Below are 24,506 nucleotides of genomic sequence, written 5' to 3'. Positions count from 1 at the left end.
TGGCGATGGCACATACTCGGTAACCGGGCAGAAGATCTTCATCTCCTGGGGCGACAACGACTTTGCCGAAAATGTCTGCCATCTGGTTCTGGCCCGTCTGCCGGACGGTGTGCCCGGCACCAAGGGCATTTCCTTGTTTCTGGTGCCGAAGTACATCCCCGATGCGGATGGCAATCCCGGGGTGGCCAACGACCTGAAGGTTGTATCCGTCGAACACAAGATGGGCCTGCATGGATCACCCACCTGTGTGATGCAATATGACGGCGCCAAAGGGTGGCTTGTCGGTAAGGAACATGGTGGTATGGCGGCCATGTTTACCATGATGAATAACGCCCGCCTGGGCGTGGGTGGACAGGGTGTGGGCGTTGCGGAAGGCGCCTATCAGCACGCTTTGGCCTATGCGCTGGAACGCAAGCAGGGCAGGACGCCTTCTGGTACGATCATCGATCATGCGGATGTGCGTCGCATGATCATGGATATGCGCGCCGATATCTTTGCAGCTCGGGCGATTCTTCTTGCCACTGCGACCGCGATTGATATGGCGAAAGCCACCGGCGACGCCGATTGGGCCGCGCGGGCCGCGTTGTTGACGCCAATCGGCAAGAACTTTGGGGCCCGGACCGGGATACGCGTGGCCGAAACCGGCGTACAGGTGCATGGCGGCATGGGCTTTGTCGAAGAAACAGGTGCGGCGCAATATTCCCGTGATGTTCGTGTGACCGCGATTTACGAAGGAACCGATGGCATTCAGGCCATGGACCTTGTCGCGCGCAAAATGATGGACGGGGGCGAGGCGGCGTCGAACCTTCTGGACGAGATCGAAGATCAGGCCGAGCACGCGCGTGCGACGATGCCCGATCTGGCCGGTCCAGTGTGGGAGGCAACAGAAACCCTGCGCGAGGCAACCGAATGGTTGGTGGCACAGGACGACATGAACGACCGATTTGCAGGCGCAACGGCATATCTCCAGGCGTTTGCCCGGGTTCTTGGCGGGCATTATCACCTGTCCGCGGCACTGGCCGATCCGGAAGGACCACGGGCCAAACTGGCGCGCTACTACATCAACGCCTTGTTGCCCGAGCATTCCGGGCTTCTGGCGCGGGTGCAAAGCGGCGCGGATGACCTCTTTTCGCTCAGCCCGGATGAGTTGGCGGCGTGATGGACGGGGATCGCGTATCGGGGATCAGATATCCGTGGGCTGAACCGCCCGCACCGGGCGAAGCCGTTGAGGTTGCCGAGGGAGTACTGTGGATGCGCCTGCCTCTTCCGATGGCGCTGGATCACGTCAATATCTACGCGCTGGACGATGGCGAAGGTTGGACGGTGATTGACACCGGGCTGTCGTCGAACAAAACGCGGCGTATCTGGGAAACCCTGATGGGCGGGCCTTTGAAAGGCAAACCGGTCACCCGTGTGGTGGTGACGCATCATCATCCTGACCATGTCGGCAATGCCGGGTGGTTTCAGTCGGAACACGGGGCCGAGTTGGTCACAAGCCGCACCTCGTGGTTGTTTGCGCGGATGCTGACGCTGGATGTGCAGGAGGCATGGCCGCAGGAAACGCTTGATTTCTATCGCAGCGCCGGAATGGCACCCGAGGTTCTGAATGCGCGGATGAAGGATCGTCCGTTCAACTTTGCCGACACGGTCTATCCCATGCCGCTGGGCTTTACCCGGATCAAGCAGGGCGACGTGATCCGAATGGGAGGGCGCGACTGGGACGTGCAAATGGGCAATGGCCACGCGCCGGAACACGCCACCTTCTGGAGCCGTGACGACAATCTGGTGTTGAGCGGTGATCAGATCCTCAGCTCGATCAGTCCCAATCTGGGCGTCTATGCCACGGAACCGATGGCCGATCCGGTTTCAGCGTGGCTGGAAGCCTGCGAGCGGTTGCAGACGCTTGCCCGGCCGGATCATCTGGTTCTGGGCGGGCACAAGCTGCCGTTTTCGGGCCTGCCGCTGAGGATGAAACAACTGATCGACAACCATCACGGCGCGTTGGACCGCCTGTTGAAGCATCTGGATCAACCCAGAGCGGCCGCAGACTGTTTTCTGCCCCTGTTCAAACGTACGATCCGCGAAGGCGAATATGGGCTTGCGCTGGTTGAGGCGGTTGCGCATGTGAATCATCTCTACCACATTGGTGCAGTAACTCGGACGCAACGCGCTGACGGGGCATGGCTGTATCAGCGCAAAGGGTAGAAGAATGCAGGACCAGATCGAAACCTCGGCCGAGGCCGCCGAAGCCGCCGCTTTGCCGCGGTGTCACGAGGTGCACGCGGATCCCAATGCCGAATCCGGGGCCAAGGACCTGCCCGAGGGGTTGAAGAAGCCTGTTGCCAACAAAAGCCCGGCGCAATGGGCTTACGAGCGTCTGATCATGTATATCCAGAACTTTGAAAAGACGCTGGACGGCGATCACGAAGTCGCCATGGGCTTTACCGGGGGCGATGCCGGCGTCATGCGGATCGAAGGGATGGGGTATTTCGACCCCGACATGATCACCTTTTACGGATCCGACGGAACCGGGGCCCGCACGCAATTGGTGCAGCATGTCAGCCAGTTGAACGTGATGCTGCGCGCCCTGCCCAAATCGGTCGAGGACAAGCCCGCCAACCGCATCGGTTTCCGTCTGGCGGCGGATCTGGAAGACAGCTGACTTGCAATTCACGCTTGCGCGCCTTTGAATGACTGCATCAGTCCGGAAGGCGCACAGGTGACAGGATTTTTTCAAGCAGTAAAACATGCCTATGCAGGTGCCTGGGAACGGCGCCGGGTCTTTGTTCCAATCTATATCGCTGTGCGCTTGCTGTTGGTGGCGCTGATCGCGCCGGGTGTGGCTGTGGCTGTCAATCTGGCGGTCTCTCTGTCAAATCAGACCGCTCTGACCGATCAGGACATTGCGATGTTCCTGCTGTCTCCGGCAGGGTTCATCGCAGGTGTTGCGGTGCTCAGTCTGTTTTTGCTGGCCGAGGTACTTGTGTTCGCGGTCATGGCCGGGTCCTTGCGTATGGGGGAAAACGACCCCTGGCGCGCAGGCAGCGCGGCACTGGCACTGAACCTGTCCCGCTTTCCGGCGCTGTTCGGATTTGCCGTTCGGTTCATCCTGCGCGTTCTGCTGCTTGCCTTGCCGTTTGTGGCCGTCGCGGGGGGGATCGCATGGTGGACGCTGACGGAATATGACATCAATTATTACCTGACATTCCACCCTCCGGCCTTTCAGGTGGCCGTGGTTCTGATCGGGCTTGTCGTTCTTGTGTTGGCATGGGTGTTGATCCGCCGTCTGTCCGGGTGGGCGCTGGCGTTGCACTTGGTCCTGTTTGAAGGGGCCTCACCACGCGGGGCATTCGCGAAAAGCGAACAAAAGATGGAAGGCAAGCGTGGGCGTTTGAAGATCGAACTTGCCCTTTGGCTGGGACTGCGGCTTGTGATTGCGGCCTTGATTGCGGCGGTGGCCAGTCTGTTGTTTGCGGTTGTGCCCTTGCAGGAAGGCGGCAGCCTCAGACTGGCATTGATCCTCAGCCTGATCATTGCGGGGCTTTGGTCCCTGGCGGGGTTGGTTCTGGCGGCAACGGCGCTGGGTGCATTGGCGGTCTTGCTGGACGGTTTCTTTGAAGCCGAGACCAAGGACGTTCCCCATCCCGAACCCCGAAGGATCCGCGTACCGGTTCTTGTGACTGTCGCGGCGGCTTTGGCCGCGTTGGGCGCGGGCTTCTGGCTTGGGCAAAGCTTGCTGGAACGCGTGCAGGCGCCGGATCAAGCCGAGGTCATCGGCCATCGGGGCGCTGCGGCTTTGCGACCTGAAAACACGATGGCCTCGGTCCTGAAAGCGATCGAGGATGGAACGGACTGGGTTGAGATAGACGTTCAGGAAACGGCGGATGATGTGGTTGTCGTGGCCCATGACAGCGATTTCATGAAATTGGCCGGCGTCAACCTGAAGGTCTGGGATGCGACGATGCAAGATGTTGCTGATATCGACATCGGAAGCTGGTTCGGACCGGAATACGCCGCAGAGCGGACCCCGACCCTGCGAGAGGTACTGGAAGCGGCCAAGGGCAAGTCGAAGGTTCTTATCGAGCTGAAATATTATGGTCACGACGTCGATTTGGAAAATCGGGTGATCGGCCTTGTCGAAGAGCTTGGGATGCAGAACGACGTTGCCACCATGTCGCTGAAATACCCGGCCGTGCAAAAGATGGAAAAGTTGCGGCCTGACTGGCGGTCAGGCGTGCTGGCGGCCACGGCCATTGGGGATCTGTCGGGGCTGGAAGGTGAATTTGTCGCCGTCAATGCAGGCATGGTGACACCCGGGCTGATCCGCAAGGTGCAGGACGCCGGCAAGGATATCTATGTCTGGACGGTGAATGATCCGTTGCAGATGTCCAGAATGGCCTCGATGGGTGTCGATGGTCTGATTACCGACCGCCCGGCCATGGCCAATGAGGTTTTGCGCGTGCGCGCTAAAATGGGGCCGGGCGAGCGGCTGTTGCTGTGGCTGGCAACCACCTTTGGATTGCAGGTCGATACAGAGGCGATGCGCGATGAAAGTCCTTAACATGGCGCTGTTTCTGGCCGTGCTGCCGCTGTCGGCATGGGCACAGGATCTGATGCGCGGATTTGAAATGCCGGGTCACCGTGCCCTGATCGAGCAAAGCGAGGGCGCCGAACTGACGTCGTTTGAAACCGATGGCTGTTCAGGCGGGTTGTCAGCCAGTTGGCGCTGGGTGGCAAAGCAGTTCCCACAGGTTGGCGCGCTGTATCAAGAACACCCCCCGTGGGAGTATTGTTGCGTCATCCACGACCGGGCATATCACAATGCTGGCGGTGCAGAGACCGCCGAGGAGAGCCATGAGGCACGTCTGGCAGCGGATGACGCCTTGCACGCCTGCGTGGTGCAGCACGGCGACCGCCATGCCGAGGACTATGCCGACCAGTACGACATGACACCTGAACAGATTCGCAGCGTGCACGCGATCACCGCGGATGCAATGTACGGGGCGGTTCGTTTCGGTGGTGGGCCGTGCAGCGGCTTGCCCTGGCGGTGGGGGTTCGGGTATCCCGGATGCTCGGTCCTCAAGTAAGCGTGCCTTGCGCGCGAATGACGTGGTGACAGGCGTTGTGTTTTCCATTATCCAACAGATCAAACACGCGAATTGGGAATCTGAGACTCATGGCTGAACACAAGCACGGCGAAATGGACATCACGGTCCAAACCAAGACTTTCAATGGTTTCATCAAGGCCACCACGTGGTGTGTGGTCGCCATTGCCTTCCTGTGTCTGTTCCTGGCGGTATTCGCCTCCTAATCGTTTCGGGGGCTGACTTGCTCAGGATATTGATTGCCTGCTTGCTGGCAGCGACAGTGGCGGGTTGCGCCAATTCGAGCCGTCCGCAGGCGGATCGGACTGAAATCGTGTCCCGGTCCTACCGTGATCCGGGGCCAGCGACCCTGACGCTGTACACAATGATCAACACACGCACCGGATCGGGCGCACATACGTCGCTGATGATCTCGGGCAGCGAACGGGTGATTTTTGACCCTGCCGGTTCGTTCCGGGCGGATGTGGTTCCGGTGAAGGATGATGTGCTTTACGGCATTACCCCGGCGGTCGAGCGGGCTTATCGCAGCTCGCACGCGCGCGAGACGCATTATGCCCGCGTTCAGACCATTCAGGTGAGCCCGCAACAGGCTGAAATCGCCTTGCAACTGGCAAAGCAATCCGGTCCGGTCGCCGGTGCGTTCTGCACCAACGCGACTTCGCAACTGTTGAAGCAGGTGCCGGGGTTCGAGCCGATTGATGTGACGTTCTATCCGGTGAACTTGTCGGAACAGTTCGCGCAGATTCCGGGCGTCGTGACCGAAGAATATCGGGAAAACGACGATGCGGATCTGCAAAAGGGGCTGGCGGCGAACAATGCGCGCCTCAACCAGCTTGACGCTGTCTCAACTCAGTAGATAAAGCAGACCATAGAGCGTGGCGGCCCCTGAAAAGATGGCCGCCAGCACGTTTTTGCTGATCACTCCCACCGCCAGGGCAACGGCTGCCGCCGACATGCGTGGCAGATCGGGTTGCCCTTCGGTGGCAGAGGGCCAAACCACCAGCGGCGCGATCAAAGCAGGAAGGATGGCCACCGCCGTATATCGCAGGTGACGCAGCAGCCAGGGCGGCATCGGGCGATCACCTACAAAACCGATAAAGACAAAGCGCAGCGCATAGCTGCCGATGGCAAGCCCGATGATAATGGCCCAGATGGTGACGGAATCGGGCTGAGTCATGACTGCGTCTTTCTACGTTCGAGGATCAGTTCCGCCTGTGCTCCGGCAATCATTCCAGCGCATCCGGCGATCAGCAGGCCCAGATTGAACGGGATTACGACGGTCAGCAAAGATACCGTAATGGCCACAAGGGCCGCGACCACATGTGCAAAGGTCCGCATCATCGGCCCTATCATGGCCAGAAAGGTGATAGGCAGGGCAAAATCCAGCGCCCAGCTTTCCGGTATTTGCGCACCCAGAACTGCGCCCAGATAAGTGCCCAGAATCCAGAGCGGTGTGATCGGAGTGACAGAGCCCACGAAATAAGCCATCCGTTGCGGCACTGACAGGTCGGGCTCTTTCTCGAACCGCACGATCGAGCAGGCATAAGATTGATCCACGGTCAGATAGGCCGCAAAGGCACGCTGCCACATGGGCGCGGCGCCTAGGTAAGGTGTCAGTGATGCGGAATACATCGCCATACGCAGATTCACGGCCAGCGCCGAGATTATGATGATCACGGTCGGGGTGTTGTCCTGCAACAGTTGCAACGCCGCGAATTGCGCGGCACCTGCAAAAACGGTCGATGTAAAGGCCATCGTCTGGACAAGGGTCAACCCGGCTTCGGTGGCGAAAACACCGAACAGAAGGCCAAAGGGCACGGCGACGAAGACAAACGGCGTCCCATCCCGAAAACCTTTCCAGAAGTATGACTTGGATGTGGCAGAGGCCATGGCTAAATCCTATGGTGATTCATGCAGCAGTAACTGTCTTGGGAAGGGGTTGCAATTGGCCACGGAATTCGATCTGTCGGACTATCTTATCGCCCCTGATCCGGCTGCGATGCGCCTGACCCGAGCGGTCGAGGGTGTGGACCAGAATGGTGAAATCAGCCTGATATCCGTGGTCGAGGAACGCCCGCTGACGATCTTCCTCAATTCGCAGGAAATCGTGACGGCGATGACGATTGGCGACTATCCCGAATACCTTGCGCTGGGCTTTCTGCGCAATCAGGGGATGCTGCTGTCGGATGATGAAATCACGCGCGTGGAATATGACGACGATCTTGAAACCGTGATCGTCCGAACCGCGCGCGAAACATCGTATGAGGACAAGCTGAAGAAAAAGACCCGCACCAGCGGGTGCGCCGTGGGTACTGTGTTTGGCGACATGATGGAGGGGCTGGAAGACATACAACTGCCGCAGGTTCAGGTGCGCACCTCGTGGCTGTATGATCTGGCCTCGAAGATCAACCGCACTCCGTCGCTGTACCTTGAAGCCGGAGCGATTCACGGCACGGTCCTGTGCCGCGAAAACCGGCCGCTGGTTTATATGGAGGACGTGGGCCGCCACAACGCCGTCGACAAGATCGCAGGCTGGATGCTGTCAGAAGGAGAGAGTGCGGCGGACAAGATCCTCTATACCACTGGTCGCCTGACATCCGAGATGGTGATCAAAACGGCGATGATGGGGATCCCGGTACTGGCGTCCCGCTCGGGCTTCACCGCCTGGGGTGTCGAGATCGCGCGCGAGGTCGGGCTGACGCTGATCGGCCGGATGCGCGGCCAGCGCTTTGTGTGCCTGTCGGGCGAGGATCGCTTGCTGCGGGATGTGGACCCATCGACTGTCGCGGTCGAGGACAAGAAACACCGCCGGAAAAGTGCAGGATGATTTTGGAAACCCTTAGATTTTTTTTCCTGTTTGTCGTTACAGTCAGCATCTTGCCGCTGAGCATTCTTGCTGCGCGAAACTATGCACGCAGCAAACTGGCAATCGTAGACGGGATGGCACGGTTGGACGAAGAAACTCTGGATCGCTTGGGGTGGGAGGCAAGAGAATACATCGGCACATTCGACCTGTTTGCCCCATTCCGGATGGGATGGGCAGCTTGGGGATTGGCGGTGCAAAAACAAGGCGCCGTCTTGCAACGTATTCTTCTTCAAGGACTTCCAGACTCAGTCGTTTTGCCAGACGAAATCAGACGATCACTTCGCAGGTATCGGTGCTGTTTCTGGTCGTTTTTCGCGCCTGTGACGGTTTTGGTGCTCTTTTCCGCTTTCATACGCCTGAGCCATGTCCTGGCCGACTTTTCCGGACTTCCTTTGAGCCTGTGTTTCATTTTGCTGGGTGCGGGCAACGGGGTTTGGATTTTCACCCCGCTGGAGAAATACCGAAAATGGCCGGAAATCGAGGACCCATCATGACGAAACCGCTCGGCATCATTCTTGCAGGCGGGCAGGCCACACGTATGGGCGGCGGCGACAAGGGCCTGTTGCAGATAGGGGGGCAGAGCCTGCTGTCCCATGTGATTGACCGTTTGTCCCCACAGGTGAGCGGGTTGGCGTTGAACGCGAATGGCGACCCACGGCGGTTCGCTGATCTGGGCCTGCCCGTCCTGCCTGACACGATCGAAGGGTTCGCCGGGCCTCTGGCCGGTGTGCTGGCCGGGCTCGACTGGGCGGCAGAGCAGGGGGCGGACAGCATCGTGACAGCCGCCGCGGACACGCCATTCTTTCCGCGCGATCTGGTGGCGCGACTGACGCAGGCTGCGGAAGGGCAGGTTCACCCGTTGGTCTTGGCCACCACGCCGCGTTCGGGCGACGAGGCGCTGAAATCCGGTGGCGGCAAGCGGGTCAACCGACACCCGACATTCGGGCTTTGGCCCGTGGCGCTGCGCGATGATCTGCGGGCGGCGCTGATGGACGGGTTGCGCAAGGTGGTGTTGTGGACTGACAAACATGACGGGCGCGAGGCTTTGTTCAGCGCCGACCCGTTTGATCCGTTCTTCAACGTCAACACGCCTGAAGATCTGGACCGTGCCCGAAAATTGCTGGAGCAGGCATGAGGGTCTATGGCATCACGGGCTGGAAGAATGCCGGCAAAACCGGGCTGATGGAACGGCTGGTGGCCGAGATCACAGGCCGGGGCTTTACGGTCTCTACGGTCAAGCACGCGCATCACAGCGTCGATGTGGATCAGCCGGGCACCGACAGTCACCGGCACCGCGTTGCGGGGGCCAGCGAGGTGCTGCTTGCCTCGGGGCAACGTATTGCTTTGATGCAGGAATTGCGGGGCGCACCTGAACCGCCGCTGGCCGACCTGCTGGCGCGGCTTGCGCCGGTCGATCTGGTATTGGTCGAAGGGTACAAGCGCGAGGACCACCCCAAGATCGAAGCGTATCGCGCCGCGGCTGGCCATGCGCTGATGGCACCTGAAAATGGCACCATCCGCGCGGTGGCCAGCGACACTCCGCTGGAATTGGACCGCCCGGTCTATGATCTGGATGATACCGCCGGGATTGCTGACTTCATCCTGAAAGAGGTCGGTTTGTGAGTCTGTTCCAGACCTTTGCAATGGTGGATTGGTCTGGCGGAAACGACACCGGGCCGACCCCGCGCAAGGATGCGATCTGGGCCTGCATCGCACGTAACGGAAAAGCGCTTGACCCCGAATACTTGCGCAACAGGCGGATAGCCGAGCAGAGGTTGGATGCTCTGATCCGCGCCGAACTGAAGGCCGGTCGCCGTCTGCTTCTTGGGTTCGATTTTCCTTTTGGATATCCTTGCGGCTTCGCACGGGCGATGACCGGAACGGACGATCCGCTGGCGTTGTGGGACTGGTTCGACCAGCATGTCGAGGATTCCCCGAAGGCCAACAACCGCTTTGATCTGGCAGGTCGGATTAACCTTCAGTTTGGCGGCCGTGGTCCGTTCTGGATGAATGGATTGCGCCGAGATATTGACGGCCTGCCGCGTACCAAATCGGACTATTCCAACCCGTTCCCGAACCGTCGCGTCGTTGAGACTCTGGCAAAAGGAAGCTTCACTTGCTGGCAGATGGCAGGGGCAGGTGCGGTTGGCGGCCAAGTCATGATGGGGCTGCCGATTTTGAACCGGCTTCGCCACCGGTTTGCCGGGCAAATCTCGGTCTGGCCGTTCGAGCCGCTGGATAAACCCGTCGCCTTCGTGGAAATCTGGCCGTCTTTAACCCTTGGCGCTGCACCGGATGGGCGGATCAAGGATGCCTGGCAGGTTGAACAGGTCGCCTTGACTCTGTCGCGTTTGACAGAGCAGGAGTTGGATGCGCAATTGAACGTCTCAGCGGCAGAGGAAGGTTGGATATTGGGTGTGCCTCAGGACAAGCCGAACATAGCCCCGCCCCCATTGCGGAACGATTGCTTTGCGTTGCCCGCCGGGGTCAACTGGACACCGGTGGATGAGGCGCTGGCCTGTTTGCGTGACAGGCTGCACCCGATCACCGCATCTGAGACGATGGCGCTGACCAAGGCATGCGGGCGCGTTCTGGCCGGGGATGTGGTCGCCCGACGCTCGAACCCGCCGCAACCGAATACGGCCGTGGATGGGTACGGGTTTGCCGGTCCCGCCCCTGATGGCCCGCAGATCATGCCATTGATTGACGGGCGCGCGGCGGCAGGGATCCCGTTCGACGGTGACGTGCCTGAAGGCCGGGCCTTGCGCGTGCTGACGGGGGCGGCGCTGCCCGCCGGTGTCGACACGGTCATTCTGGAAGAGGATGTCACGGTCAAGGGCGGCCACATAGCCTTCCACGGCCCGTTGAAGAAAGGCACCAACACACGGCGCGCCGGAGAGGATGTGACCGCAGGCGATATCGCCCTTCCTGCCGGGCGCAGGCTGACCCCCGCCGATCTTGCGCTGCTGTCTGCCGTGGGGATTGCCGACGTTAACGTGCGCAAACCGCTTCGCGTGGCCGTGGTCTCTACGGGTGATGAATTGGTCGAAATCGGAGAGCGCGCTGGTCCGGGTCAGATTTTCGACGCCAATCGCCCGATGCTGCTGTCATTGATCGAACGAATGGGGTTCGTGCCCGTGGATATGGGGCGTGTTTCGGATGATCGGGACGCCTTGCGGGATCGATTGGATCAGGCCGCGGAACAGGCGGATGTGATTTTGACCAGTGGTGGCGCGTCAGCGGGTGACGAAGACCATGTTTCGGCCCTTTTGCGTCAGGCCGGAGCGATGCAGCACTGGCGCATTGCGTTGAAACCCGGGCGGCCGCTGGCTTTGGGTTTGTGGTCCGGCGTGCCGGTTTTTGGCCTGCCCGGAAATCCGGTTGCCGCCATGGTCTGTACATTGATTTTCGCGCGTCCGGCCTTGGGGCTGATGTCCGGCGAAGGCTGGGCTGAACCGCAAGGATTCGAAGTGCCTGCCGCCTTTGAAAAACGAAAGAAACCCGGTCGCCGGGAATATCTGCGCGCCCGAATGCGGGATGGGCGGGCCGAGGTTTTCCACTCGGAAGGGTCAGGCCGGATCAGTGGCCTCAGCTGGGCTGAAGGGTTGGTCGAAATCGAGGACGGTGCGCGCCACGTCAAACCGGGCGATATGGTCCGGTTCCTTCCGTATGGAAGTTTCGGGCTGTGACGGTCACGATTTCCATAGGGTTCGCCGATCAAGAACGCGCGCAAGCGGCGGCACTGTTCTGGCAGGCATTTGCGGCCAAGCTGGGCAAAGTCATGGGGCCGGACGAAAAAGGATTGGCTTTCTTTGGAATCGCATTGAACCCGGATTTTGCGCTGGTTGCACGGGATGAAGCGGGTCGGATGCTGGGTCTGGCAGGTTTCAAGACGCGTGACGGCTCTTTTGCGGGGGGCAATATGTCTGATCTGGCGCGGGTCTATGGCTGGTTCGGGGCTATCTGGCGTGCCTTGGTTCTAAGCGTGCTGGAGCGCGATCTGAAACCGGGCGTGTTCCAGATGGATGGCATTCTTGTCGCTGCCGAGGCGCGCGGCAAAGGAGTAGGCACGGCATTGCTGAATGCCATCAAGTCCGAGGCCCGCAATCACAACATGTCAGAGGTTCAGCTTGATGTCATCGACACGAACCCCCGCGCCCGCAGCCTTTACGAGCGCGAGGGGTTCCAGCCTGTGGGTCAAGAAAAAACCGGACCGCTGAAGTATCTGTTCAATTTCAGCAGCGCGACCAAAATGTCGTGGATTGTCGGGCCGGATTAATCAAACGTGCCCGCCACGCGACCCAGCAACATGAATGCGCGGGCCGTTCGGGTTTCACCCAGTTCACTCAGTTCCGCATCGCTTGCCGTGGGTTCGAACTCGGCCATCATCTTGTCAAACCGACGCAGGAAATGATGCGCGGCGTCGCGGAAAATCGGATCCTGTTTCATCCGGGCTGCCGTCAGCGCAAGTGAGGATCTGTCGCGCACGCCCCCCAGCGCCGCCACGGCGCGCCCGCGTGTGCCTTGGGCGAACTGGCGCCAGATTTCTGGCCGGGCCTTGTCGGGCCGCAGGTCATCCATGTAGATGCCTTCCTGGCTGAGCAGCGTCAGAACATCCTGCGACGCTTGCACAAGCTGTGCCGTCTTGCGGTCCTTCAATGCAACACGCAGCGCATTGAACCCCTCGGTGTCATCCTGCGTTTCGGGGAAGTTCAGGGCGCGGATGAAAACTTCGGTACTCAGCGGCGGTGTGATCTCTTCCGCAGGTGTGCCCAGTTCCAACGAGGTCTGGTCGCCCTGAGCGGAAGGCTGCGCGGCCGCGGCAGAGCGCGCCGTGCGTTTGGTCGAGAACGTTGCCAACGCGTCTTCGGTTTTCCGTGTGGCCGCCGCGATTTCATCCAGCTTTTTGGTCACCGCAGGTTCATAAGTGCTGGAGGCGCGCTGCTGCTGTGCCACATAGGCCTGCCGGATCGCGTCGATTGCCGTTTGCAACCGCGCACTTTCCTCTCGCATCACGCGGCTGGCACGCATCGCGGTGGCCGCAACCCAGATCATCGCCACGGGCATGAATACGGCCAGAAAGGCGACAACAAAGCCACCGTTCTGCCCCTGACCGGGCAGCACGAGAAAGACGACCGATACCACCAGCCAGATCAGGCTGAGCACCAGTGCGGCAATCTCAATCTCGGTAACAGCCGGAGTCTTCGGGCGATCATAGATGCCCAGCGACGTCGGCTTTTGGGTTTCCGGGTCAGGTTTTGGCCCCGACATTACAAGCGCTCCGGTCAGGCGTACTTGATACTCAGAATTTCATAAGAACGCACGCCGCCGGGTGTGCGTACTTCGACGCTGTCCCCTTCATCTTTGCCGATCAGGGCGCGGGCGATGGGGGATTTGATGTTCAGCAGGCCGTTTTCGATATTGGCCTCGTATTCACCAACGATCTGCCAAGTCTTTTCTTCATCGGTATCTTCGTCGACCAATGTGACTTTTGCGCCAAACTTGACCGCACCCGACAGTTTTGCCGGGTCGATGACATCGGCCAGCGACAGGATACCTTCCAGTTCCTTGATGCGACCTTCGATGAAGCCCTGTTTTTCACGGGCAGAATGATATTCGGCGTTTTCCTTCAGGTCGCCCAGCTCGCGCGCCGAGGCGATGGCTTCGATGATCGCCGGGCGTTCAACGGATTTGAGGTTCTTCAACTCAGCTGCGAGTGCGGCATTGCCCGCAGGCGTCATTGGGATCTTTTCCATACTCTCTACGTCCACGCATAAACTGACTCGCCCCGCCGCACAGAAGCGTCGGGGCGAGTCCTAGGTTGACGATTACCTGACCCAAATACCACATGAATTGCAAGGGGTGTCAGCAGTTGCGGCGATCAATTCGCGACTTCGCGCCGTTTTGATTTGGGGTGGGGTCTGTGCCGATGATCGGGATGCCGCGACCTGCGCCAACGCTGCGATGGGGTGCAAAGCCAAATCATCTCAATCATATTGCACCACTTCGAACTCGATCCCGTTGTCATCGCGGAAATAGAACCGGCGCCCTGGTTCGTAATCGGCGTGGTTGTGGGGCTCGAATCCTGCTTTGCGAACCTTATCTTCGGTGGCATCGATGTCTTCGACCAGAACCCCCACGTGGTTCAGCCCGCCGATCACATCATAGCTGCTTTCATCCGACGGTTTCGGGTCATCAGGTTTGTACAGCGCCAGATACGTATGGGCAGAACCGACATGCACGGTGTATCCGCCGGAAATTGCGGGGCCTTCCCAACGGGTTTTCCAGCCAAAGACCTTTTGCATCCAATCGGCCGAGGCCTTCGGGTCGCGGACAGTGAAGTTGGTGTGTTCAAGCGTTGCCATCATGGGATCTCCTGTGTTTTTGGGCTTGTCCCGACTCAGCGTAATTTCTAAACCTAACTTTAGGTCAAGGAATTTTTTATGAGGGTTTGATGGCTGTATCAGAGGGGCTGGCGATTGGCGCATTGGCCCGGCGCACAGGTCTGGCCGTTTCGGCCATCCGGTATTACGAAGCACAGGGGCTGATTTCGCCCTGGCGCAACGCGGGCGGACAACGACGCTATCAACGGGCCGATATTCGGCGACTGAGCTTTGTCATGATTGCGCAACAATTCGGCCTGACCCTGCCTGAAATCCGTGACGTGCTGTCGGGCTTGCCGGGAAAGCGAACACCGACACCACAGGATTGGAAAGCCATAAGCGTGCGGTTGCGCACTCATCTGGACCAGCGAATCGATACCCTGATGCGATTGCGCGACAATCTGGATGGCTGCATCGGATGCGGGTGTCTGAGCCTGCCGAAATGTGCGCTCTACAACCCCGATGACCGGGCAAAATCGCATGGTAGCGGTCCCAGGTACCTGATGGGGGATGCACCAGAGGGGTGATGTGTCGAATAGCGCCCTTGTTACGCCGTGTTTCGATTGACCAAAGTCTTACTGACCATGTAATCAGCCGTGAAACAAAATTGCGCAGATCCTGCAGTGACAGCGCCAATTCGGAAAGTTAGCTAAGGAGCCCGCGATGGCCGAGATTGAACGCGAAGCGATGGAATACGATGTGGTGATCGTGGGTGCAGGACCTGCGGGCCTGTCGGCGGCCATCCGTCTGAAACAGCTGGATGCCGACCTGAACGTTGTCGTTCTGGAAAAGGGTTCCGAGGTTGGCGCGCATATCCTGTCGGGCGCGGTTCTTGATCCCTGTGGTCTGGACGCGCTGATCCCGGATTGGAAAGAAAAAGGCGCGCCACTGAATGTGCCCGTGAAGGACGACAAGTTCTACATGCTGGGTGAAGCAGGCCAGGTCCGCATCCCGAACTTCCCGATGCCGCCGCTGATGCACAACCACGGCAACTACATCGTTTCAATGGGCAATGTGTGCCGCTGGATGGCGGAACAGGCCGAAGAACTGGGTGTCGAGATCTTTCCGGGCATGGCGTGCTCGGAAATGGTCTATGGCGACAATGGCGAAGTCAAAGGCGTGGTAGCTGGCGTTTTTGGTCTGGAGGCAGACGGTTCCTATGGCCCCAACACCGAACCTGGGATGGAACTGCACGGCAAATATGTCTTCCTGTCAGAAGGTGTGCGCGGGTCGCTGTCCAAGGAAGTGATCGCCAAGTACGACCTGTCTGCCGGCAAAGAGCCGCAGAAATACGGTGTCGGAATGAAAGAGATCTGGGAGATCGACCCTGCCAAGCACAAGGAAGGCAGCGTGACGCACACGATGGGCTGGCCTCTGGGCAGCAACGCAGGCGGCGGATCCTTCATCTACCACCTTGAAAACAATCAGGTTTACGTCGGTTTCGTGGTTCACCTGAACTACAAGAACCCGCACCTGTACCCCTACATGGAGTTCCAGCGTTTCAAGCACCATCCGATGGTGGCCGACCTGCTGAAAGGCGGCAAGCGCGTCGCCTACGGCGCTCGCGCGATTACGGAAGGCGGTTATCAGTCGATGCCGAAACTGGTTGCTCCGGGCGTGGCGCTGTTGGGTTGTTCGGCAGGCATGGTCAACGTGCCGCGCATCAAAGGCAACCACAACGCGATGCTTTCGGGCAAAGCTGCGGCCGAGGCTGCTTTCGAAGCGATCAAGGCCGAGCGTTCAGGCGATGAGCTGACGGCTTACGAGACCGAAGTTCGCAATGGCGTGATTGGTTCCGACCTGAAAAAAGTTCGCAATGTCAAGCCGATGTGGTCGAAATGGGGTCTGACCGCCAGCCTGATGTTGGGCGGTCTGGACATGTGGACCAACACGTTTGGCTTTTCGCTGTTCGGCACGTTGGGCCATGGCAAGAACGACGCGGAATCGACCGAGGATGCCAGCAAGCACCAGCCAATCGATTACCCAAAGCCCGACGGAACGCTGTCCTTCGATCGTCTGACGAATGTCTCGTTCGCAGCGACAAACCACGAGGAAAGCCAGCCCTGCCACCTGCGTCTGGCCGATCCGGAAATCCCCGTGAAAGTCAACCTGCCCAAATACGATGAGCCGGCGCAGCGGTATTGCCCGGCAGGTGTGTATGAAGTGGTCGAGGATGAGAACGGCACGCGATTCGTCATCAACTTCCAGAACTGCGTTCACTGCAAAACCTGCGACATCAAGGATCCCAGCCAGAACATCACCTGGACCACACCGCAGGGCGGCGACGGTCCGAACTATCCGAACATGTAAGCAAAAAACGGGCAATGGCGGCGCTGTGAAGGCTCTGCCATTGCCTCTTGCCTGCCGAAGCCCTAGCTTACTCCTCAGTCAACGATAGCAAGGCAGGATTTCGGTGTTTTCCCTGGTTCGTCGCGCGGCTTTGTCCGTGCTGTTCATGTCGTCGGTCGCAGTTCCGGCCTATTCGGAAACGGGCGCCGGATCGTATCTGGCCGGGCGGCAGGCGATTTACGAAAACGACTATTCTGCCGCTGAAAGATATTACGCTCAGGCCCTCAGGTTTGATCCACAAAATGCGCTGTTGCAGGAAAGCGTTGTCGTTGCACGCATCGCTTTGGGGGAAGTGGTGCGCGCGCTGCCGATTGCCCAGCAGATCGAGGAAGCCAACCTGCCCAGTCAGGCTGCGCGTATGGTGATTTCGGCCAATCTGATCGCCGATGGGAAATTTGACGACCTGCTGGCCCGTGATCCTGAAACACAGGGAGTTGGCCCCCTTGTTGACGGTCTGATGATCGCCTGGGCCCATCTGGGGCAGGGTGAGATGACCAAGGCGATGGAACAGTTCGATTCTGTCGCCACACAGGATGGTCTCAGGGAGTTCGCGCTTTACCACAAGGCGATGGCATTGGCGTCTATCGGTGATTTCGAAGGCGCAGAGGCGATACTTGCCGACAATGATGGAACGGTTGCCCGGTTCTCTCGTCGTGCCGCATTGGCCCGCACCGAGATTCTGTCGCAGCTGGATCGCAACGAAGACGCCGTTCAGTTTCTGGATGATGTGTTTGTGGCGGGCAGTGACCCGACCATCGAGGCGTATTTGAGCCAGTTGGCGGCGGGTGAAACATTGCCGTTCACCCATGTCCGATCCGCTCAGGACGGCATGGCCGAGATTTTTTTCACCGTCGGTGCCGCTTTGAACAGCGAAGCTTCGGCTGATTATATTTTGCTGTACGCACGCCTGGCCAGTTTCCTGCGCCCCGATCATGTGGATGCCATTTTGCTGAGCGCGGATCTGCTGGACAACTTGCAGCAATATGATCTGGCGGTTGAGGCATACCGCCAAGTCCCGGCGGACAGCAACGATCACCATGCGGCCGAATTGGGCCGCGCCGAAGTTCTGGACCGTTCGGGAAAAACCGATGCGGCCGTCGAGGTGTTGCAGAACCTGGCTGCGCAGGACCCTGATTTTCCGGGTGTACATGTCGCTTTGGCAGACTTGCAGCGCCGACAGGAAAACTATGCCGCTGCTGTGGCCTCTTATGACACTGCGATCGCGCTGACGGATAGCGCGGCGGGTGGGAATTGGTTCCTGCACTACGCACGTGGCATCAGCCATGAAAGGCTGAAGCACTGGGATCAGGCCGAAGCTGATTTCCGCCGGGCGCTGGAACTGAACCCGGATCAACCTCAGGTTCTGAATTACCTGGGGTATTCGCTGGTTGAGCGCAAGGAAAAGCTGGATGAAGCACTGGACATGATCGAACGCGCAGTAGCTGCGCGGCCGGACAGTGGCTATATCGTGGACAGTCTGGGCTGGGTTCTGTTCCGTCTGGGACGTTACGACGAGGCCGTCGAACACATGGAGCGTGCGGTTGAGCTGATGCCGGTGGATCCGGTGGTCAACGATCATCTGGGTGACGTCTATTGGGCTGTCGGGCGCGCGCGCGAGGCCGAATTCCAGTGGAGCCGCGCCCTGTCCTTCATCGACCCGGAAGACACCGACGGCGAAGCCGATCCGGATCGAATCCGGCGCAAGATCGAAGTCGGGCTGGATGCTGTTCTGGCCGAGGAAGGTTCGGAACCATTGAAAGTCGCCAATGGAAATTAAGGCGTTTGCGCCCGCCAAGATCAACCTGACCCTTCATGTGACTGGCCGTCGAGACGACGGCTATCACCTGTTGGATTCGCTGGTTGTATTCGCCGATCTGGGTGATCGGCTGACATTCGGCCCCGGCCCTGAATTGTCCATGGATGTGCGCGGCGAGTTTGCCGACGGAGTCCCCACGGACAGCCGAAATCTGGTCTGGAGGGCGGCAGAAGCTGTCGGTTGGACCGGTCATATTCAACTGACCAAGTCCTTGCCCCATGGGGCGGGCATTGGCGGAGGGTCGTCTGATGCTGCGGCCACGCTTGGGGCCCTGGCAGATCAGGGCCACGACCTTCCGCGGGGCCTGACACTGTCATTGGGGGCGGATGTCCCCGTCTGCCTGGAAGGTCGGGCGATCAGAATGCAGGGCATTGGTGATCGTTTGACGGCGGTGAACCTTCCGCACCTGCCCGCCCTTTTGGTCAACCCGAATGTCCAGGTGCCCACCGGTGCCGTTTTCAACGCGTTGGCGTCCAGAGACAACCCGCCAATGCCTGAAAGCATGCCTGAGTTTGACAATGCCGATGAGTGCGCCCAGTGGCTGCGCAATCAGCGCAACGATCTGCAAGTGCCCGCCATGAACGTCGCACCTAAGATTGAGCAGGTGTTGGACGAGTTGAAGATGACCAATCGCGCGCTCGTGGTGCGCATGTCAGGGTCAGGATCAACCTGTTTTGCGCTGTATCCGACGATGAAAGACGCGCATTTTGCGGCCTATGAGATCGGCGCAGCCCATCCTGATTGGTGGTGCCGCGCCACGCAGCTCAATTGAGACGTGAAACCACGTAATCGGCCAATTCGCGCAACATGCTGCGAATCTCATGATCCGGCAGCACGTCCAGCGACGCCTTGGCTTTGTTGGCCCAGCCCAAAGCGTCTTGCCGGGTTTCTTCCAGCGTGGCGTATTTGTTCATCAGACCCAGCGCCTGATCCAGATCACCGTCCTGTTGGCGGCCCTTTTCGATCGTACGTTCCCAGAAGGCGCGTTCTTCCGGCGTGGATTGCGCCACGGCTTTGATGACGGGCAGGGTCAGTTTCCGTTCACGGAAGTCATCGCCAACATTCTTCCCGGTCGCTTTGCTGTCGCCCTGATAGTCCAGCAGGTCATCGGCAATCTGGAACGCGATCCCAAGTGAATCGCCATAGTCGAAAAGCGCCTTGACCTGCTCTTCCGAGGCACCTGCTATCACGCCGCCCACTTCGGTCGCGGCTGAAAACAATGCCGCCGTCTTGCCACGCACGACCTGAAGATAAACGTTTTCATCCGTACGCAGATCGGTAGCGGCTGTCATTTGCAGCACTTCGCCTTCGGCTATGGTTGCAGAGGCATTGGCAAGGATATCCAAAACGCGCAGCGAGCCCGTTTCCACCATCAGCTGGAAACTGCGTGAAAACAGGTAATCGCCAACCAGAACACTGGATTTGTTGTCCCAAAGCAGATTGGCGGTCGGTCGGCCCCGTCGCTGCGCGCTTTCATCCACGACGTCGTCATGCAGCAGGGTGGCGGTGTGAATGAACTCGACCGTCGCGGCAAGGCGCACGTGATGGTCGCCGGAATAGCCAAACAGGCGTGCTGCGGCCAATGTCAGCATCGGGCGCAGGCGTTTTCCACCTGCTTCGACCAGATGCCGCGTCACTTCCGGGATGCGTGGCGCATGGTCCGACGCCATCCGCGTGCGGATCAGCCCGTTCACGGCCTCCATCTCGCCCGCCAGAATTTCAGCCAGACGCTCATGCGGTTTTGAGATCATGTCGACGGTCATCACACTCCTGATACAAGGCTCGACTTTCGCGTCGCCTTGCCCTTACATCCATCCCCATGAAAGAACTGTTGCGCAGTACCGATCCGACAATCCTGGCCTTTGCATCCGCTCTCCTTGAGGGCGAGGATATAGACTGCTTTCAGATGGACGTAAATATGAGCATCCTCGAAGGTGGTATCGGGATTTTCCCTCGTCGACTGATGGTTCGGTCCGAAGACCTGACCCGGGCCGAGCGTGTGATGCGCGACAACGAGATCCCGCTGGGCCGATGATGCGCTTTGACGACAATGAATTGACGTGCAACGATTTCCTTGGTGGTCGGGTGCGATTGCTGCAACCTGCGTCAGGTTACCGCGCCGGGGTAGACCCTGTTCTGCTTGCCGCATCCGTCCCTGCAAAGGCCGGGCAATCCGTGCTTGAACTGGGATGTGGCGCGGGGGCTGCCATTTTATGCCTGTCCGCGCGGGTGGCGGGGCTGCAAATGGTTGGGATCGAATTGCAACCGGCCTATGCGGATTTGGCCCGCCGCAATTCGGAAATCAACGGCTGTGATCTGGACGTGATCGAGGCTGACCTGAACGCTTTGCCTGATGACCTGAGACAGCGTCACTTTGATCACGTTATCGCGAACCCGCCCTATTACCGGTCTGGGGCGCATAGCCCCGCCAGCGACGCAGGGCGAAGCATTGCCCTTGGTGAAAATACGCCGCTGATCGACTGGATCACCGTGGCGGCCAAACGCCTTGCCCCTCGGGGGTTCCTGCACATGATCCAGAAAGCTGACCGTCTTCCCGATATGCTGTCGGCATGTGAGGGGAAACTGGGTTCAATCGAGGTGCTGCCGCTCAGCGCGCGGGTGGGCCGCGAGGCCGAACTGGTCATCCTGAGTGCCCGCAAAGGGGGACGCGCGGCATTTCGTCTCCATGCGCCTTTGATTCTGCACGCTGGTGAGCGCCATGAAAAAGACGGTGAAAGCTATACCGAGGCGGTCTCTGCCGTGCTCCGACAGGCCGCTCCGTTACCTCGGAACATGTGCCATCGGCAATGACCAGCCGAATTTGTCGGATTTGTTACAGATTCTGTGCGTCTGCGGCGTGACAGGGTGGAAACGATGTGCTCAACTTCTTACGTGACACACAGACACATAAACAAGGAGGATCGCAATGAGCGTGAGCGCACATCTGACGGAACTGAAGAAAAAGCACGAATCTCTCGGTCTAGAAGTGGAACAAGCCCAACGCTCGCCAGGTATCGATGATCTCCATATTGCTCAGTTGAAAAAGCAGAAGCTCAAGCTGAAAGAAGAGATCGAACGCCTGTCCGCTTAAGTTTTCAGGCTGGCGCGGGCCGCTATCAAGGCCCCGCCGGTGATCAGGAAGGCCGCGATCGCAAGCCCCCAGGACGGGGTCGCGATCCCGGCCACCACCAAAGCAAGGGTCGACAGTAACGGGGCCGCATAGGATGAGGTTCCGAGGATTTGAATGTCGCCTTGCTTGACGCCTATGTCCCAGACGTAAAACGCCAGCCCGACGGGCCCAAGGCCGAGTGCCAGCACCGACGCCCAGCCCAGTGCCGTATCGGGCAGTACAGTGTCTTCCACCGCCAGATGCAGCAGACCCGAAGCCAGTGCAGCAGCAAGGCAGAATACCGCCACGGAACTGGTCGGCGTGCCCTCCAGTCTGCGTGACAGAACGGAATAGCCCGACCATGTCAGTGCGCACAGCAAGGCCAATGCGTATCCGGGCAGGTATTGGGCCTGAAAGCCCGCGCCGCCACCCCCGGCAATGATTACAGCGGCCCCTGCAAATCCAAGGCAGGCCCCGATCAGGTGGCCAATACGCAGATGTTCACCCGGCAGCAGCCCTGACAGAAGCACAATGAGCAGAGGCCAGAGATAAGCGATCAGCCCGGCCTCGGCAGCCGGTGCCATGCGCAGGGCCGAAAAATACAGCGCGTGATAGCCAAACAGGCCCAATGCGCCAAACAGGTAGGTCGTCCAGGGAACTCGCTTTAGATCGCTCAGACCGCCTGTCGCCGTTGCCCAGACAAGTCCAAGCGCACCACCAATCGAAAAGCAGATCGTGTTCAGCAGCAGAGGCGGCGTGGGCGCCGACCCGACAGTGAACAACGCCAGCAAGGCCCATAGCAAGACAGCCACGAAGCCGATGGCCGTTGCGCGCATTTTGGTCATGGGCGGGAAACCTCTTCAATCGGTACGATTTTGAACTCATCCGATATATGCGCGGTTTTTTCAATCTCGGTCAGGAACCAATCGCGAAACGCTGCGATCTGGGGTTTCTTTTCAGCCCCCGGCAGGCAAAGAAACCGGAACCGGCCTTGTGTTTCCAGGGCCACCTTGAACGGTGCAACCAGGCGGCCTTCGGTCAGGTCCTTGAGAATCATGGCGCGTCGCCCCAGTGCCACGCCGACACCGGCAACAGCGGCATCAATCGCGTGATCGGCATTGGAAAAATGCGCGCCATGGGTCGGGGTAAAATCCATTCCCACGGCGCGGAACCAAGCGGGCCAATCGCAGGGCGGGGTCAGAAAGCTGATCGAATCGTCATGGATCAGCGGTGCGTCGCGCAGGCTGTCTGGCGTGGTGAATTGTTCTGCAAGTTCCGGTGTCATGACCGGGGTCAGCCATTCCTTTCTGACGGGAACGGAATACAGCCCGTCATCGGCCGAATTCCCGAACCGGATGGCGACATCCACGTCGTCCCGTTCCAGATCCATGTTGCGTAGCGTGGCCGAGAATTTCAGATCGATCTCGGGATGCGCCCGAGCAAATTCGTAAAGCCGCGGTGCCAGCCACTTGGCGGTCAAAGCAGGACCCGCAGTGACGGTCAGGCTTGTGTCATCTTCCTGTCTGCGCGCTGCACGCCAGGCGGATTGCAAGGTGGCAAACCCTTCTGCCGCACCCGGAGCAAGGGCACGGCCCACCTCGGTCAGTTCTACGGCGCGGTTCAGACGGCGAAACAGCGGACGTCCAAGGTGTTCTTCAAGCGATTTGATCTGAAAGGACAGGGCTGCTGGCGTCACGTGCAGCTCTTCCGCCGCTTTCGCGAAGGACATGTGCCGGGCCGCTGCATCAAAAGCCCGAAGCGCGGTAAGTGGGGGTAGATAGTCACTCATAGTGAAGGAAAACTTAACTGAAGTCTCAAGAAAGCTCGTTTGTCACATTTGTTTTTAGCCGTCATATTCACATCAGGTCAAATAAAACTGATTTGAAAAAGGAGGCTGCCATGATCGAGATGACGACGAATCCCGCCGCTCAGATTGCGATCCTGCGTGCCCATCAAGAGCGTAGCAGGGTGGTCTGGCAGTTTTGGGGATGGATATTCGGTTCCCGCTGATCGCAGCGCGCGCGTTCTTACGGGATCAGAAAGGGCCGGCCCAAAGGGACCGGCCCGTTTTTTGTTCACAAGTCTGGATCAGACGAAGAATTGTGCACCGTTGGCCGAGATCGTCGAACCGTTGATGAACTGCGAATCGTCCGATGCCAGGAAGGCCACGCAGCGCGCGATTTCCTCTGGCTCACCCAAGCGGCCGGCCGGGATCTGGCCAATGATGGACTCGCGCACCTTCTCGGGCACAGCCATGACCATTTCGGTTGCGATATAGCCGGGGCAGATCGCGTTGGCAGTGATCCCCGCCCGCGCGCCTTCCTGCGCCAGGGATTTCACGATGCCCAGGTCGCCTGCCTTGGTCGCAGCATAGTTCACCTGAGCGAACTGGCCTTTCTGACCATTGATCGAGCTGATGACGATGACACGGCCAAATTTGCGCCCGCGCATGCCGGGCCAGACAGGGTGTACAGTGTTGAACACGCCGGTCAGGTTGGTGTCGATCACGTCTTTCCACTGATCGGGTGTCATTTTGTGGAACGGTGCATCGCGGGTGATGCCTGCGTTGGCGACAACGATGTCGATGGGGCCAACCTCGGCCTCAACCTTTTCGATGCCTGCTTTGGATTCGTCATAATCCGCGACGTTCCACTTGTAGGTCTTGATCCCGGTTTCTTCGGTGAATTTTGCGGCGGCTTCGTCATTCCCTGCATAGGTGGCCGCAACGTTGTATCCTTCGGCTTTGAGCGCCTTGGAAATTGCTGCGCCAATGCCGCGGGAACCGCCGGTAACGAGTGCTGTTCGTGCCATTTATGACTCCTTCAATTTTAGCCGTCTTAGTAATGCTGTTACTCTGAGAGATGGTTGTGCGCAATAT

General features: G+C 59.2%; 28 protein-coding genes. 19 read left to right on the top strand and 9 right to left on the bottom strand.

Annotation, left to right across the window (positions count from 1 at the left end; genetic code table 11):
* From AC2FNN_RS12700 to AC2FNN_RS12670, 7 genes are all read left to right on the top strand, one after another.
* On the top strand, positions 1-1,159 hold a 1,159-nt coding region (locus AC2FNN_RS12700; RefSeq protein ID WP_496758932.1), incomplete at its 5' end, for an acyl-CoA dehydrogenase family protein.
* Complete coding sequence (locus tag AC2FNN_RS12695; RefSeq protein ID WP_496758931.1) at positions 1,159-2,205, top strand: MBL fold metallo-hydrolase; 1,047 nt, start codon at positions 1,159-1,161, stop codon at positions 2,203-2,205. The genes AC2FNN_RS12700 and AC2FNN_RS12695, both read left to right, overlap by 1 nt.
* A 4-nt stretch (positions 2,206-2,209) precedes the next feature.
* Positions 2,210-2,662, top strand: coding sequence for a DUF6173 family protein (locus AC2FNN_RS12690; RefSeq protein ID WP_170346311.1), 453 nt, complete (start codon positions 2,210-2,212; stop codon positions 2,660-2,662).
* Positions 2,663-2,719: 57 nt separating this feature from the next.
* Positions 2,720-4,561 carry a glycerophosphodiester phosphodiesterase gene (locus tag AC2FNN_RS12685; protein ID WP_496758930.1) on the top strand — a complete coding sequence of 614 codons (1,842 nt, stop codon included), beginning with the start codon at positions 2,720-2,722 and terminating at the stop codon, positions 4,559-4,561.
* A complete protein-coding gene (locus AC2FNN_RS12680; RefSeq protein WP_496758929.1) occupies positions 4,548-5,087 on the top strand; it encodes a hypothetical protein in 540 nt (179 codons plus the stop codon). The genes AC2FNN_RS12685 and AC2FNN_RS12680 overlap by 14 nt, the downstream gene beginning before the upstream one ends.
* An 89-nt stretch (positions 5,088-5,176) precedes the next feature.
* Positions 5,177-5,311, top strand: coding sequence for an aa3-type cytochrome c oxidase subunit IV (locus AC2FNN_RS12675; protein ID WP_050604020.1), 135 nt, complete (start codon positions 5,177-5,179; stop codon positions 5,309-5,311).
* A gap of 17 nt (positions 5,312-5,328) precedes the next feature.
* Positions 5,329-5,961 carry a hypothetical protein gene (locus tag AC2FNN_RS12670; protein ID WP_496758928.1) on the top strand — a complete coding sequence of 211 codons (633 nt, stop codon included), beginning with the start codon at positions 5,329-5,331 and terminating at the stop codon, positions 5,959-5,961.
* Here AC2FNN_RS12670 and AC2FNN_RS12665 read toward each other — a convergent pair.
* Positions 5,950-6,282 (bottom strand): AzlD domain-containing protein, encoded by a 333-nt coding sequence (locus AC2FNN_RS12665; protein WP_224854717.1) that lies wholly within the window; start codon positions 6,280-6,282, stop codon positions 5,950-5,952. The two genes, AC2FNN_RS12670 and AC2FNN_RS12665, sit on opposite strands and share 12 nt — an antisense overlap.
* On the bottom strand, positions 6,279-6,995 hold the full coding sequence (locus tag AC2FNN_RS12660; RefSeq protein ID WP_496758927.1) for an AzlC family ABC transporter permease: 717 nt from the start codon (positions 6,993-6,995) through the stop codon (positions 6,279-6,281). The genes AC2FNN_RS12665 and AC2FNN_RS12660 overlap by 4 nt, the downstream gene beginning before the upstream one ends.
* Before the next feature lie 49 nt (positions 6,996-7,044).
* Here AC2FNN_RS12660 and fdhD point away from each other — a divergent pair, with 49 nt between their 5' ends.
* The 5 genes from fdhD (at position 7,045) to AC2FNN_RS12635 (ending at position 12,250) form a co-directional block, all read left to right on the top strand.
* Positions 7,045-7,932, top strand: coding sequence for a formate dehydrogenase accessory sulfurtransferase FdhD (fdhD, locus tag AC2FNN_RS12655; RefSeq protein WP_496758935.1), 888 nt, complete (start codon positions 7,045-7,047; stop codon positions 7,930-7,932).
* Positions 7,933-8,461: 529 nt separating this feature from the next.
* A complete protein-coding gene (gene mobA / locus AC2FNN_RS12650; RefSeq protein WP_496758926.1) occupies positions 8,462-9,106 on the top strand; it encodes a molybdenum cofactor guanylyltransferase MobA in 645 nt (214 codons plus the stop codon).
* Complete coding sequence (mobB, locus tag AC2FNN_RS12645; RefSeq protein ID WP_496758925.1) at positions 9,103-9,594, top strand: molybdopterin-guanine dinucleotide biosynthesis protein B; 492 nt, start codon at positions 9,103-9,105, stop codon at positions 9,592-9,594. The genes mobA and mobB overlap by 4 nt, the downstream gene beginning before the upstream one ends.
* Before the next feature lie 20 nt (positions 9,595-9,614).
* Positions 9,615-11,660, top strand: coding sequence for a molybdopterin-binding protein (locus tag AC2FNN_RS12640; protein ID WP_496758934.1), 2,046 nt, complete (start codon positions 9,615-9,617; stop codon positions 11,658-11,660).
* Positions 11,657-12,250, top strand: a complete 594-nt coding sequence (locus AC2FNN_RS12635) for a GNAT family N-acetyltransferase (RefSeq protein ID WP_496758924.1) — start codon at positions 11,657-11,659, stop codon at positions 12,248-12,250. The genes AC2FNN_RS12640 and AC2FNN_RS12635 overlap by 4 nt, the downstream gene beginning before the upstream one ends.
* Here the strand turns inward: AC2FNN_RS12635 and AC2FNN_RS12630 are convergent.
* From AC2FNN_RS12630 to AC2FNN_RS12620, 3 genes are all read right to left on the bottom strand, one after another.
* Entirely contained in the window at positions 12,247-13,242 is a 996-nt protein-coding gene (locus AC2FNN_RS12630; protein WP_496758923.1) for a hypothetical protein, read from the bottom strand. The two genes, AC2FNN_RS12635 and AC2FNN_RS12630, sit on opposite strands and share 4 nt — an antisense overlap.
* 14 nt (positions 13,243-13,256) lie before the next feature.
* Positions 13,257-13,727, bottom strand: coding sequence for a transcription elongation factor GreA (gene greA / locus AC2FNN_RS12625; protein WP_496758922.1), 471 nt, complete (start codon positions 13,725-13,727; stop codon positions 13,257-13,259).
* A 231-nt stretch (positions 13,728-13,958) separates the two neighbouring features.
* Positions 13,959-14,339: a VOC family protein gene (locus AC2FNN_RS12620; protein ID WP_496758921.1), complete on the bottom strand. Its 381-nt coding sequence runs from the start codon at positions 14,337-14,339 to the stop codon at positions 13,959-13,961.
* An 86-nt stretch (positions 14,340-14,425) separates the two neighbouring features.
* On the opposite strand from AC2FNN_RS12620, the gene soxR reads away from it, so the two are divergent.
* From soxR to AC2FNN_RS12600, 4 genes are all read left to right on the top strand, one after another.
* On the top strand, positions 14,426-14,881 hold the full coding sequence (soxR, locus tag AC2FNN_RS12615) for a redox-sensitive transcriptional activator SoxR (RefSeq protein WP_496758920.1): 456 nt from the start codon (positions 14,426-14,428) through the stop codon (positions 14,879-14,881).
* 136 nt (positions 14,882-15,017) lie between these two features.
* Positions 15,018-16,664, top strand: coding sequence for an electron transfer flavoprotein-ubiquinone oxidoreductase (locus tag AC2FNN_RS12610; protein ID WP_496758919.1), 1,647 nt, complete (start codon positions 15,018-15,020; stop codon positions 16,662-16,664).
* A gap of 145 nt (positions 16,665-16,809) precedes the next feature.
* Positions 16,810-18,480: a tetratricopeptide repeat protein gene (locus tag AC2FNN_RS12605; protein WP_496758933.1), complete on the top strand. Its 1,671-nt coding sequence runs from the start codon at positions 16,810-16,812 to the stop codon at positions 18,478-18,480.
* Positions 18,470-19,291: a 4-(cytidine 5'-diphospho)-2-C-methyl-D-erythritol kinase gene (locus tag AC2FNN_RS12600; RefSeq protein ID WP_496758918.1), complete on the top strand. Its 822-nt coding sequence runs from the start codon at positions 18,470-18,472 to the stop codon at positions 19,289-19,291. Before AC2FNN_RS12605 ends, AC2FNN_RS12600 begins: the two co-directional genes overlap by 11 nt.
* On the opposite strand, the gene AC2FNN_RS12595 is transcribed toward AC2FNN_RS12600, so the two are convergent.
* Complete coding sequence (locus tag AC2FNN_RS12595; RefSeq protein ID WP_496758917.1) at positions 19,284-20,282, bottom strand: polyprenyl synthetase family protein; 999 nt, start codon at positions 20,280-20,282, stop codon at positions 19,284-19,286. The genes AC2FNN_RS12600 and AC2FNN_RS12595 overlap by 8 nt on opposite strands.
* 56 nt (positions 20,283-20,338) lie before the next feature.
* Between AC2FNN_RS12595 and AC2FNN_RS12590 the strand changes: the two genes are divergently transcribed.
* The 3 genes from AC2FNN_RS12590 to AC2FNN_RS12580 all read left to right on the top strand — a co-directional run bounded on the left by AC2FNN_RS12590 (position 20,339) and on the right by AC2FNN_RS12580 (position 21,610).
* Entirely contained in the window at positions 20,339-20,554 is a 216-nt protein-coding gene (locus tag AC2FNN_RS12590) for a putative signal transducing protein (RefSeq protein WP_152456800.1), read from the top strand.
* Entirely contained in the window at positions 20,551-21,330 is a 780-nt protein-coding gene (locus AC2FNN_RS12585; RefSeq protein WP_496758916.1) for a tRNA1(Val) (adenine(37)-N6)-methyltransferase, read from the top strand. The genes AC2FNN_RS12590 and AC2FNN_RS12585 overlap by 4 nt, the downstream gene beginning before the upstream one ends.
* Before the next feature lie 115 nt (positions 21,331-21,445).
* Positions 21,446-21,610, top strand: coding sequence for a YdcH family protein (locus AC2FNN_RS12580; protein WP_083445267.1), 165 nt, complete (start codon positions 21,446-21,448; stop codon positions 21,608-21,610).
* Here AC2FNN_RS12580 and yddG read toward each other — a convergent pair.
* The 3 genes from yddG to phbB all read right to left on the bottom strand — a co-directional run bounded on the left by yddG (position 21,607) and on the right by phbB (position 24,439).
* A complete protein-coding gene (gene yddG / locus AC2FNN_RS12575) occupies positions 21,607-22,473 on the bottom strand; it encodes an aromatic amino acid exporter YddG (RefSeq protein ID WP_496758915.1) in 867 nt (288 codons plus the stop codon). The two genes, AC2FNN_RS12580 and yddG, sit on opposite strands and share 4 nt — an antisense overlap.
* Positions 22,470-23,417 carry a transcriptional regulator GcvA gene (locus AC2FNN_RS12570; RefSeq protein ID WP_496758914.1) on the bottom strand — a complete coding sequence of 316 codons (948 nt, stop codon included), beginning with the start codon at positions 23,415-23,417 and terminating at the stop codon, positions 22,470-22,472. The genes yddG and AC2FNN_RS12570 overlap by 4 nt, the downstream gene beginning before the upstream one ends.
* Positions 23,418-23,716: 299 nt before the next feature.
* Positions 23,717-24,439 carry an acetoacetyl-CoA reductase gene (gene phbB, locus AC2FNN_RS12565; protein WP_496758913.1) on the bottom strand — a complete coding sequence of 241 codons (723 nt, stop codon included), beginning with the start codon at positions 24,437-24,439 and terminating at the stop codon, positions 23,717-23,719.
* Between the last annotated feature and the right edge of the window lie 67 nt (positions 24,440-24,506).

The organism is Ruegeria sp. BHSA118, assembly GCF_059613405.1.
This window is presented reverse-complemented; position numbering and strand designations above follow the sequence as displayed.